The following is a 12,146-nucleotide window of genomic DNA, read 5'->3' on the forward strand; positions in this document are numbered from 1 at the left end:
AGAGTTGTTTTTATGAAGTTCGGGAAGATTCTTGCATCGATTGTTTTGTTTTTCGCTTCGTTTTTCGTCTCTGCCGTCGAAGTCGTCAATGCGGGCCATTCGGGCTGGAACTCCCGGCAGTTGCGGGAGATCTTTGCGGGAGAACTTCAGAAGCACCGTCCTGATCTGGTGATTCTGATGGTCGGCACCAATGACAATTTGAACAGTTACAATCTGATTCCGCTGGCGGAGTATCGCGAAAATCTCACCGCGATGGTCTCCGCCGCGAAAAGTGCCGGCGCAAAAGTGCTGCTCTGCGAGATTCCGAATGTCAATCAGGAGATGATGGCCAAACGGCACAAAGAAGAGTTCTTCCGGCAGGAGAGTGCGGAAAAGAAAGTGAACAACGTGAATGCGATCGTGGCGGAAGTCGCGAAAAATCAAAATGTTCCACTTCTTGCAACCACGAAGGTTCTCGGCGCGTCGACTCAGAATGCGGCAAGTCTCTTCCGCAATCCGGCCAATTCCGGCGCTCCGGACGGCGTTCACCCGACCCCGAATGGATATTTCCGACTCGCCGATGCGATTGCAAAACGAATCTGGACGGAAAAGTGGACGCCGAAACGAATTCTCTGCATCGGCGACAGCATCACGTTCGGGGAAGGAGTGAAAGGCGGCGGAAGCGCTTCGCCGGATTCGGAGTCATATCCGGGGCGTCTCTCCCGATTTCTGAACGGAAAGTGATTTTGCATTTTTCTCGGAGGACATCCGACTGAAACGAGCGATGATCCCGAGTAGAATTCCAACGGTTTTCTCCATCTCGTCAACAGAAGCGAACTCGCTTTCCCCGTGGAAGTTGTATCCGCCCGTCCCCAGGTTGGGGCAGGGGAGTCCCCGGAAAGAGAGCATCGCACCGTCGGTTCCGCCGCGGATCGGGACGATGACCGGTTCAAGGCCGTTTTCCCGCACGGCATCCCCGGCGATTTCCAGCAGAAATGGATAACGCTGAATCACCTCTTCCATATTGCGGTACTGATCTTTGATGGCAACCGTGACGGTTCCTGCGCCGTATCGGGCATTGAGTTGAGCGGCAATGCGGTGCAGAGTGGTTTTGCGAACATCGAACGACTCCGCGTCATGATCGCGCAGCAGATAACTCGTTTGAGCCTCGGAAGCCGTTCCACTGCAACGAATCAGATGGTAAAATCCCTGAAACTGTTCGGTCTGCTCGGGGACTTCGTTCTGCGGCAGCATCGAGTTGAATTCAAATGCGACACGCAATGCGTTGACCATGATTCCTTTCGCCGAACCGGGATGAACCGGTATCCCGTGGAATTCGACGGTCGCGGTCGCGGCGTTGAAGTTCTGATATTCGATTTCGCCGGCGGCGCCGCCGTCGACGGTGTAGGCGTATTCCGCATCGAACGCTTTCACATCGAAGAAGAGTGTTCCCTCGCCGATCTCTTCGTCGGGGGTGAATCCGAAGCGCAGAGGACCGTGCGGAAGATTCCCGGCGATGATCCGTTCCGCCGCCGTCATGATCTCCGCGATCCCGGCCTTGTCGTCCGCGCCGAGAAGCGTCGTTCCGTCGGTCGTGATGAGCGTATGGCCGATGAGCCGGCTGAGAAACGGGAAACGGCCGGGATCGAGCGCCTTTCCACTCGTACCGAGCGGGATGATTCCGCCGCGGTATGAGACGATCTGCGGTTTCACATCTGCTCCGGAAGCGGCGTCGGAAGTATCGACGTGGGCAATGAATCCGAGGGCGGGCGCATGTTCGAGCCCCGGCGTGGCGGGAACCTCTCCTGTCACATATCCGTGCTCGGAGACGTTGACATTGAGAATTCCGATTGTCCGCATCTCTTCCGCAAGATGCCGGGCGAGCGCCATCTGATTCGGGGTGGAGGGATGACTCCCGGTGGTTTCGTTCGACGTCGTATCGAACCGGACATAATCAAGCAGTCGTTCAAGGACCGTTTTCATGCTGACCTCATTTATGTTATCTTTTTGGCGTGCAGTCGGTTACTCCCGGACCGACGATTCGGCTCCGTCCGCTCTTTTCGGCCGGCAGAAGCCGGATTTGCAGCGGCACAAAGACTTCGATGTTAGGCACATGGGTGATGATTCCGACGAGTTTCCCCCCGCTTTGCAGAGACTGGATCTGCGGAAGCACGTGGGCGAGAGTATCCTCGTCAAGGGTTCCGAACCCCTCGTCCAGAAAGAGCGTATCGATCTGGAGATTTTCACCGGTCATGCGCGGGAGTGCGAGCGCGAGCGACATGCTCACGAGGAAACTCTCTCCGCCGGAAAGGTTTTTGACCGTCCGGACATCGTCGCACTGATAGTGATCGATCACATTGAAATCGAGAGGGGAATCCTCGATGCTGACCAGTTCATACCGGTCGCTGAACTTGCAGAGCACCTTATTGGCCTCTGAGATCAGCTGTTCAAAGATCAGCGACTGTGCAAATTCCTGAAATTTTTTGCCGTCCTGTTTGCCGATAAGATCGCTCAGGAGTTTCCAGCGTTCCAGTTCCCGGCGCAGCTGCCCGAGTTTCTCCTCGGCGGTTTTACGGCGCTCGCGCTCCGCTGCGTCATGCTGCAGTTTCTGTGCAATCGCTCCGGCGGCCTCGTTGAGAAGTCGGGCCTGTTCCCGTTGCTTCTCCGCTTCGGCGGCGCGTTCTTCACAACTCCGGGAGTCGCCGCCGCCGCACGGTTTAAGTTCAGTTTCGAGTTCCGCCAGGCGCTTTTCCGCGCTCTCTTTCCGGGCGGTGTGAACGGCTGCGTCCTCCTCGAGTTTCCGGAGCTGCGCGGCACACTTCTGTTCCCGGCCGGCGGCGTTTTCGATGGCTGACTCAAGAAGTTTCTCGACCTCATCCGCGGGGCGGCCGTTGAGCAGAACCGCGCGCTGTTTCCGGGTCTCTTCGAGTTGTCCGGTCCGGGTTTGGCGAAATGTATCCAGTTCCCGGAGTCTCTCACGCTGATGGGTCAGAAAATCATTCTGCAGCGTCCGTTCCGCAGTCAGTCGTTCCCCGGTCCGGATGGCTTCCTCGACCCGGGCGGAACGCTCCTGAAACAACTTAAGTCGTTTTCTGAGAAGAGAGATCGCCTCTTCCGGAGGACATCCGAACGGCGCGAGCAACCCGATGAGCTCTTTCCGGGTTGACTGCAGACGCATGTTCAGATTGTTCAGACGGTTTCGACTCTCGTTGAGTGATTGCGCCGTGAGCTCGGCCCGGTGTTCTGCTTCCTTCCGGGTTTCCCGGAGGGACCGGATCTCTTCCTCATGAGTCTGAAGTTCAGCTTGCAGACGGAGACTTTCCTCTTCAACTTTCTCGATCGCTTCAAGTCGTTTTTCCCATTCCTGCAGGTGGTTGCGGAGAGATTCCGCCAGATCGGGCATGGCCGCGGAGAGATTCCATTCCTGCGGGAGTTCCGCATCAAGTTCCGCGCTGTCGTGTGCGTCGGTTTTTCGATCCGCATCACACTGTTCTTCGAGAAGCCGGAGCGACGACTGGAGGGAAGCCTGCTCGAGCCGCAACGTCTGTATCATTTCACTGAGGGCGCGATAACGTCTGGATTTCTGCTCGGTCTCCTCCGCGGTTTCTCCGGTGGCGTAGGGGTGATGCAGAGCGCCGCACAGCGGACACGGGCGACCGTCGCGCAGATTGGCGCGTTCGGCAACGAGATCTGGAATCCCGAAACGCGGTTCGAGTTCGCGCCATTCCGTCTCAAGTTGTTTGAGTTCATCGGAAATCCCCGTCTCCTTTTCCCGGAGCTGTCCGGCCTTTTTCGCCAACTGTTCCAGATGAAGCCGGCCGGACTCAAGCCGTTCCGCGGTTTCGAGAAACGTTCGGATCTGCTGAACGCGCAGCGCCGCCGTCAGACGGTGATGGTGATATGTTCCGCCGTCGGCATCGGAATCGCCGGGAACGGCATGGCGCCGCCCGAGTTCCTCTTTCTTTTGAATCAACTTTTTCTGCTCATTTTCAAGATATTGCAGCCTTTCAACCGGCTTCTCTTTTTCCTGCAGCTGCACGGAGAGAGTGTTCTGGAGAGTTTCACCGGAGGCAATCTCGGCGTCGATCTCTTTGCGCAGTAAAGCGAAATTGCCGAGTTTGACGCTCCATTCGGCAAAATGTTCCGGCAGGAGAGCGTCTTCCGGATGTGCGTCAAGTTCTTTCCGCGCAGATTGTTCCATCGTTTTCGCCTTGGCGATGGCGGCATCGGTTTCCGAAAGTTTCCGCTCGGCATTGCGGGTCGCCTTTTGTTCTTTTTCAAGCTGTCCGGCGTTGGCGGCGAGCTCATTTTCCTGGAGTCGAATCGTCCCGTCGAGTGTCCGAGCTGCCGTGACAGCAGGACGTGCATCCTCCCGTTTTTGTTGGGTTTCAACTGTTTGCGCTTTCGCTGCGGCAAGCTCTGCCCGGGCGACTTCCAGCTGAGGCGCAGCCGCCTCCTCTTCGGCGGCAAGTTGTTTCAATTCGTCGAGGAGATTCGCACGGCGCGTCGTCAGATCGTTGATACGGTCGAGAGCGGCGGCATGAGCCGTACAGCGCGAAGCCTCGGCACTTTTCTGTATCCGCTGATTTTCAAGTTCGGCAAGTTCTTCATCCGGAATAAGTTCAATCTTATCAATTCCTGCGGATTCAAGCGCAAATCCCGCCTGGAGGTCGCGAAACTTTTCAAAAGCAGCCATGGAAATCTGCTTGTAGATCGTGCTGCCGGTGATCTGTTCGAGAATCTCCGAACGTTCCGCGGGCGAGGTGTTCAGAAAGATGGCGAACTCCCCCTGCGGCAGGAGGATCGCACGGGAGAAATGTTTGAAATCCATCTTCAGAATCGAAGCGATCACCTTTGAAGTCTGCGAGAGTTGAGAGGAGATCATCTTGAGCGACCCGTCCGGCAGCATCTCCTCCAGAGTATGATGAAGTTCCTGAAGATTGCCGTCGGATTTGTTGCGGGCCCGTTTCTGACTCCAACGTGCGACGTAGCGGCGGCCCGAAACGCTGAACTGCAGCTGGGCGAAGCAGTTTCCCGTGCCGCGCGTCATGATCTCATTCTCATTTTTGGAGGTGCTGCCAAGCCGGCTGGTCTGCCGGTACAATGCCAGCCGGATCGCATCGAAGATCGTCGTTTTCCCCGCTCCCGTCGCACCGGTGATCGCGAAGATCCCGTTGCGTTCAAATGCCGGATCGGTCAAGTCGATTTCCCACTCTCCCTCGAGGGAGGCGAGATTCCGAAGCCGGATTTTTTCCACTCTCATGGCTGAACCTCCCTTTCCTGCAGTTCCGCGAGAAGTTGCCGATACGTTTCGAGCAATCCCGTCCGGGCGTCCGGGGCGGTGATCCCTCTGCGATCGAGCAGAAGCTCGAAAACCTGCTCTTCGGAGAGAGAACGTAATTCGTTGACATCTCTTATCTTGCGTTCTTTGACCGGGGAGGGGAGCAAAGAACGCGCAATCAGCGGATAATTGTGCTTTGTCCTCGCGAAGAGTGTCGCGATTCCGGCGGCGAGGCTGTGGGAATCAAGATCGGTGGCAAGAACCCGGCAGCAGACCTCTGCCGGATTGTCCCGGGTGGCCGTGAGTTTCGGCAAGATCTCCTCCCACTTCCCCTCGAGCGTCACGATCTCCCGCGTCTGCGGCACCGGAATCGGGGTGATCTCCGGCGTTCGCCCGGCAAACTCCACAAACAGGATCTCCCGCCGCCGGACGTCGGAGAAACTCATGCGCAATGGAGATCCGCAGTATCGGATCTGCTTTTGCCCGCCGACGATCTGCGGCTGGTGGATGTGTCCGAGCGCGATGTAGTCCGCCGATGCCGGGAGATCCGCCACAGAAGCAACTTTGAGCCCTCCGACGAACTCACGCACTCCGTCATTTTCCTCCATCGTCGCGCCTGCCGCGGCGAAATGCCCGGTCAGCACGAAAGGAATCGGCCTGCCCGCGCGCAGCTCTTCGGCCCTTTCCGCGATTTTGCGGTAATGTTCCCGAAACCCCGTCCGTTTGGCTTCCTCGCGCTCTTCGGGACTCTCCCCCCAGCTCGAGAGATGGAGATCCCCGTCGCGCAGATACGGAACCGCTCCGATGATCATGGCCGGCTCGCCGTCATCTCCCGGAATCGTAACAATCTCATCGGCCGGATCATCCATCGCGGATCCGAATACCTTGATGTGAAATGCCCTGTCAAGAAGCCCTGCCGGAGCGTTCAGAAAAGAGGGCGAATCGTGATTGCCCCCGACGATGATAATGCGCAGACGACCGGTGGCGCGAACCACTTCGGCGAGGAAATCATAATACATTCCCGCACAACTGTTTCCGGGAGAATTTGTATCGAAGATGTCCCCCGCGACGAGGAGGACATCGATCTTTTTTTCGACCAGCACATTCTGCAGCCAGCCGAGAAATTCCCGGAACTCTTCCTCGCGCCTGCGGCCGTGAAAGAGATGTCCGAGATGCCAGTCTGAAGTGTGCAGCAGTCGCATTGCCCGGTCAAATCATTCCCAGTTCTGTGGCGATGAATTTCGCCCGGTTGGTCGTGATCGAGTCGACGCCGATCTCGACCAGATGCTTCGCCACGGCGGGATCATCGACCGTCCAGACATGAAACCCGAGATTCGCCGCATGCAGCGCTTCCGCGTAGGCGGGGGAGAGAAACTCCGACTCGCAGATGTCCACACCGTCCACTCCGAGGTGCTTTAATTTTGCCGCAAGTTCCTCCGGGGACAATACCGCCCGCCTCGGTTCCGGAGATTTTCTGGTGAAGTTGCAGCAGAGCCAGTAGGCCTTGTGAGCGGGAAACCGTTTTTTGACTTCGGTGATCGTCGCCTCGTCGAATGCGATGAACGTGAGCTGTTCCGGACGCCACGGACCGGACCGGAATACCGCCTTGAGCGCATCGACGATCGGGCCGACGCTTTTCAGCTCAATGTAGATCTCACCGTAATCCGGCATGGTTTCAAGCACTTCCCGCAGGGTCGGAATCCGGGTGTAGCGCCAGGCTTCCCCTTTCCAGATTCCGGCGTCGTACTGTTTGAGTTCCGGGAGAGTCAGGGCGGAGATCGGAAGATCCGCCCCGCAGGTGCGGCGAAGATTGTCATCGTGCATGCAGACGATTTCGCCGTCTTTCGAGAGATAAAAATCCCCCTCGATGCAGGTGGCGCCGCGGCTCCACGCGAGGGTGAAAGATTCGAGCGTGTTCTCCGGTGCGGCGAACGATTCGCCGCGATGTGCAACGATTTTTACGGACATGATGACAAATGCCCCCCCTGTTTATTTCCCGCAATCACAAGAGAATATAACATCAATTCCAGTATTTTCCACATTGGCGATCAAAACTTCGCCCCTTTTTACCGGAATTTTCACTTCCATGTCGTAAAGACGGTTCAGCAGAGCGTCGATGTACCGTTTCGGCAGCGGCTCGGAGCTCCGGACCGGCAGGCGCGGCATGAGCTCGGAATTGCAGCGGACGGTCGCGGTGACGACCCGGCGCGGGTCGGTCAGTTCGTTCCGCGCATAAAGTTCGCCGCGCGGGCAGCGGTTGCCGGTGACACTCCACGCATCGGAGTCATTCGAGCGCTCCGCCGTCAGGTGGCAGCCGATCGGACAGTTGATGCAGATCAGTTTCTTTTCCATGATGTTACGCCTCCTCCTGCAGGCGGAAAACAAGCGTTCCGGACTCATTGAGAATCTCGGCCGGCAGTTCGACTTTCAACATTTCCGCCGGCTTGACATAGGTGAATTTCCGTTTCCAGACGAGACGTCCGTTGAGTTCGGCCTCAAGCGTCGCCGCATCGCTGACGATGAGCGGTCGGAACGAGTAGGTCCCTTTTTCACCAGTGTTGAACTTGTTCGGCACCACATATTTGAGATTTGCGGAAACGGTTACGGGGTTTGCCTGACTGTTGAGCGTGCCATCCAGATAATGCACGATCGAGCGGCCCGCATCGGCCGCCTCTTCCGAAACGAAGTCGACGAGATCGTGCACATGCAGCACATTCCCTCCGGCAAATACTCCGGGGACGGAAGTCTGCAGATTCGCATCGACAATCGCGCCGCCGGTCGCCGGATTCAGCTCCACTCCGAGTTGACGGGAGAGTTCGTTTTCCGGGATCAGCCCGACCGAAAAAAGCACCGTGTCACATTCGATCCGGAACTGGCGGTCCAACTGGGGAATTCCATTGTCAAGCGGTGCAACTTCCACGTATTGAACCCGTTCTCTTCCGGCAATGTTCACGACCGAGTGCTCGAGATAGAGCGGAATTCCGAAGTCGTTCAGGCACTGAACCACGTTTCTGGTCAATCCCGACGGATGCGGCATGATTTCGACCACCGCCTTGACTTCGACGCCGCTCCAGCGCAGCCGCCGCGCCATGATGAGCCCGATGTCGCCGGAACCGACGATGACCGCGCTCTTTCCCGGCAGCATGCCCTCGATGTTCAACAGTTTCTGTGCCGCCCCCGCCGTGAAGATTCCCGCGGGCCGGCTTCCCGGAATCGCGAGGTTGCCGCGATTGCGTTCCCGACACCCCATTCCGAGAAACAAAGCGCGGGCCCGAATGCGGGAAACTCCCTCCGCCGCAGAGAATGCGAGAAGCTCAAACCCGTTGTCCGGCAAGCGCTTGATTTCTGTTACCGCAGTTCCGGTTTTGAATTCGACGTTCGGCTTTGCTGCCAGTGCCGCCACCCGGTCGGCATATTCCGGTCCGGTCAACTCCTCCTTGAAGTAGCGCAGCCCGAAGCCGTTGTGAATACATTGCCGGAGGATGCCGCCGAGCTGATCTTCGCGGTCGATGACGACTGTCCGAAATGGACTCTTCGCCGTTTCTGCAGCGGCGGCGAGCCCCGCCGCGCCTGCGCCGATGACGGCGATATCGTAAGAAAAATCGTGAATCATTCCGCTGCCTCCGGGGTCGTGTTGACTTTGATTGTTCCGAGTTTTCCGCCGAGCAGCCGGCTGTTTCCGCCTTTTTTGGTCAGCTCCTCCATCGGAATGCCGCTCTCGCGGCTGATGATTTTCATGATTTTCGCCGAGCAGAAGCCGCCCTGGCAGCGGCCCATTCCCGCCCGGGTGTAGAACTTTACGCCGTCCAGCGTCGTGTGTCCCTTGCGCACGGCCTCGATGATTTCCGCTTCCGAAATCTTCTCGCAGCGGCAGACCACGTGAGTCCAGGCGGGATCGTCGGCATGGAGACGGTCGAGAGCTTCCGGAGTCTCGTTGCGCAGTTCATGATGCGGCGGATTGCGGTATTCGATCTTCTCTTTTTCGACAAGTTCGAGACCGTCTTTCTTCAGCAGGTCTTTCACATACTCTCCGATCGCGGGAGAAGCCGTGAGACCCGGCGATTGAATTCCGGCAACCTGCACGAAGTGAGGGACTTTCTCCGACAGGTCGATATAGAAGTCCTCACTGTCGAGGACGGGCCGCAATCCCGCGAACGAGGTGATGACGTCCCGGGTCGAAACCCCGTTGACCATGCGGCTTACGAGCGTGACGATTCTCTGCATGTTGTCTGCGCTTGTGGTCGTATCGAGTTTATCTTCCGCCGGATCGGCGGTCGGACCGATCATGGTCGTCCCCTCGGCGGTCGGAATGACGAGAATTCCTTTCGATTCCCGGCTCGGAACCGGAAAGACCACCTTACCCGGCCGCGCCGGAGAGTTTCGATCGAGCAGATACTCCTCGCCTTTTCTCGCATGAATCTTGAACTCTTCCGCTCCGCAGACGGCCGAGACTCTGTCGGCAAAGAGCCCGGCGGCGTTGATGACATACCGCGCCTTGATCGTGCGGCCGTCCGCCGCGGTCAGTGTCCAGAGGTTGTTCTTCCGTTCTCCGGAGACGACTTCAAAATTGCAGAAGAGGTCGCAGCCGTTCCGGCGCGCCGATTCCACGAGGCTGAACACATAACGGTACGGTTCGATCGTTCCGCCGTTCGGCGCATAGAAGCCGCCGACTACTTCCGGATTCAGTTTCGGTTCCAGTTCGAGCAGCCGGTCGCGGCCGCACATCTCAAGGTTGCGGACTCCGTTCTCCACGCCCTGCTGATAAAGTTTCCGCACGGTCACCATCTGCTCGTCCGAGAACGCCACCACGAGGATCCCGTTGCGGTGAAACGGGAAATCGAGTTCGTACTGGAGTTTGTCGAACATCAGATTCCCCAGAATCTCCAGCCGGGCCTTGAGCGTTTTCCGGGCAGAGTGATGAAATCCGCCGTGGATGATTCCTGAATTCGCTTTCGACACGCCGAAACCGACATCGGCCCACCGTTCGACCAGCGCGACTTTCAAGTCGTAATGCGACAGTTGCCACGCGGTCGACGCACCGGATACTCCGGCACCTACAATGACTGCATCATACATGTTCCCATATCCTTTGAAGTTCTCCGAGATTGTTCACCTGAAAATCGGGATGGATGTTCTCCGGCACGACGAGATCCGCACCGGGCTGCAGAATGTGGCATGTGACCGCTCCCGCGTTTTGGCCCAGCGCGATATCGGTCGCGAGCCGGTCGCCGGCCATGAGGCATTGTTCAACCGGTACTGCGTACCGCGCGGCCGCCTCCCGCAGCATGCCGGGATCGGGTTTGCCGAGCACCTTGAGTTTCGTGTTGGTCGACACTTCCAGGCAGCGGGTGATCGCCCCGCAGTCCGGCAGCCAGGTCGGCTGATCGGTCGGACAGTAGACGTCCGGATGGGTTGCGAATCCCGGGATTCCTTTCCGCAGCAGATATGCCGTCCGGCAGAGGTCGTCATAGTGAAATGCGCGGTGAAATGCCACGATCACCGCCTGAGGCGTCTCGTCGTCGAATTCAAATCCGGCGGCTGTGAATTCCGGACGGATGCAGGGCATCCCGAAGAGGTGGATCCGTTTGATTTCCGGATGGTTGCGCTTCAGGAAGTCGATTGTGTAACAGGTGGATGTATAGAAATTTTCCGCTGTCGTTTCGATTCCCATCCGGTGCAGTTTCGCGACGTACTCTTCCGTGCTGTACGATGAGTTGTTGGAAAGAAACGCATATCCGATCCCGCGTTTCCGCAGGAATTCCAGAAACGGCAGCGTCGTCGGGAACAGCGTCCCGCCATGGTAAATCGTTCCGTCCATATCCAGAAACACCATGCGGACGGATTTGAGTTGTCTCTCCATCTTCAGTCACCTCTGCTGCTTGTTTATCCGGCTGCGTGCAGCCTCCCGGAGAATGATGTTTACATTCAAGTTTACTGAATATAAACTTAGTTGTGAAGAAAGTCAACCGCAAAAGCAGAAAAAAGCGGGAAATCCCAGATTTCACCGGGATTCCCCGCCGATGGTAGCAGGAGGAGAGGAGGTAACAAACTCTTTGATTCCTCTCGTGGAATGCTGTTCAGGTACAGACAAGTGAAAAATTTTGTTTCCTTTGTTGTCCTGAACTTACTGTTCACTTTTGAGCAAGTGGCCACCAATAGTCTTTATCACGAGCCGTTTCTGAATATTTCATTGCTGCAACATGACCATCGACAAATGCCCAGTTTGAACGTCCTGAGTGGAATCCTAAAAAATTGTCGTTGGCAGCGCCATTCGATTCCAGCAAGGCGTGATTTGCATCTTTATATGCGATGTTACTGAAATGGTAACTGTGAATGGTTGCGTAATCGTTGTGCATCTCTCCGAGGAGAACGATTCGGCTGGTATTTTTCAGAGATGTGATACGAGGTGACCCCGTGTGTTCTCCGGTGTTTCCTGCCCGCAACCAACGGGATTTGGGATCGATTACCCAATCTATGACACCCACATTTATCGCGTAGCTGAGTTTTGTCCCCCATTCAGACGTTTCAGAGGTTGAAATTGCTGGATTCAGGCCAGATGTGTCGCCGGGGCAGAGATATATCGTTTTGGGACGCCAACGTTGCGGTGTGAATGATACGCCAACATAGCTTCCGCAACTGACAGGCCAGCCGTCCCTGCTAAAACCATAATACCTGCTCTGACCGGCAATTGGCAGCATATCTTTATTATCTCCGGTATAGAGTTGAAATCCCGTGGAGATTTGTTTCAAATTATTTGTACAGGAGATTGCATGAGCCCGTTGTCTGGCCTGATTCAATGCCGGAAGAAGCATGGAAGCCAGAATCGCGATGATCGCAATGACAATCAACAATTCGATGAGTGTAAATTTGAGTCTGGACATAATAA

10 protein-coding genes are annotated in these 12,146 nt (G+C 56.7%); 1 reads left to right on the plus strand and 9 read right to left on the minus strand.

Going from position 1 to position 12,146, the window contains the following annotated elements; genetic code table 11:
- Positions 1-12 precede the first annotated feature (12 nt).
- Positions 13-723: an SGNH/GDSL hydrolase family protein gene (locus Q0J85_RS01075; protein WP_294477437.1), complete on the plus strand. Its 711-nt coding sequence runs from the start codon at positions 13-15 to the stop codon at positions 721-723.
- Here Q0J85_RS01075 and pepT read toward each other — a convergent pair.
- From pepT to Q0J85_RS01120, 9 genes are all read right to left on the minus strand, one after another.
- Positions 682-1,962, minus strand: coding sequence for a peptidase T (gene pepT / locus Q0J85_RS01080; RefSeq protein WP_294477438.1), 1,281 nt, complete (start codon positions 1,960-1,962; stop codon positions 682-684). The two genes, Q0J85_RS01075 and pepT, sit on opposite strands and share 42 nt — an antisense overlap.
- A 16-nt stretch (positions 1,963-1,978) precedes the next feature.
- Positions 1,979-5,242, minus strand: a complete 3,264-nt coding sequence (locus Q0J85_RS01085) for an AAA family ATPase (RefSeq protein ID WP_294477439.1) — start codon at positions 5,240-5,242, stop codon at positions 1,979-1,981.
- Positions 5,239-6,462, minus strand: coding sequence for an exonuclease subunit SbcD (gene sbcD / locus Q0J85_RS01090; RefSeq protein WP_294477440.1), 1,224 nt, complete (start codon positions 6,460-6,462; stop codon positions 5,239-5,241). The genes Q0J85_RS01085 and sbcD overlap by 4 nt, the downstream gene beginning before the upstream one ends.
- Before the next feature lie 7 nt (positions 6,463-6,469).
- Entirely contained in the window at positions 6,470-7,228 is a 759-nt protein-coding gene (locus Q0J85_RS01095) for a glycerophosphodiester phosphodiesterase (protein ID WP_294477441.1), read from the minus strand.
- A 21-nt stretch (positions 7,229-7,249) separates the two neighbouring features.
- Positions 7,250-7,612, minus strand: coding sequence for a DUF1667 domain-containing protein (locus Q0J85_RS01100; protein WP_294477442.1), 363 nt, complete (start codon positions 7,610-7,612; stop codon positions 7,250-7,252).
- 4 nt (positions 7,613-7,616) lie between these two features.
- Complete coding sequence (locus tag Q0J85_RS01105) at positions 7,617-8,873, minus strand: FAD/NAD(P)-binding oxidoreductase (RefSeq protein ID WP_294477443.1); 1,257 nt, start codon at positions 8,871-8,873, stop codon at positions 7,617-7,619.
- Entirely contained in the window at positions 8,870-10,336 is a 1,467-nt protein-coding gene (locus Q0J85_RS01110; RefSeq protein WP_294477444.1) for an NAD(P)/FAD-dependent oxidoreductase, read from the minus strand. The genes Q0J85_RS01105 and Q0J85_RS01110 overlap by 4 nt, the downstream gene beginning before the upstream one ends.
- Positions 10,329-11,120, minus strand: coding sequence for an HAD-IIA family hydrolase (locus tag Q0J85_RS01115; protein WP_294477445.1), 792 nt, complete (start codon positions 11,118-11,120; stop codon positions 10,329-10,331). The genes Q0J85_RS01110 and Q0J85_RS01115 overlap by 8 nt, the downstream gene beginning before the upstream one ends.
- 271 nt (positions 11,121-11,391) lie before the next feature.
- A complete protein-coding gene (locus Q0J85_RS01120; RefSeq protein ID WP_294477446.1) occupies positions 11,392-12,141 on the minus strand; it encodes a prepilin-type N-terminal cleavage/methylation domain-containing protein in 750 nt (249 codons plus the stop codon).
- Positions 12,142-12,146 lie beyond the last annotated feature (5 nt).

Origin of the sequence: uncultured Victivallis sp. (assembly GCA_944389935.1) — a bacterium.
In the GTDB taxonomy this organism is placed as follows: domain Bacteria; phylum Verrucomicrobiota; class Lentisphaeria; order Victivallales; family Victivallaceae; genus Victivallis.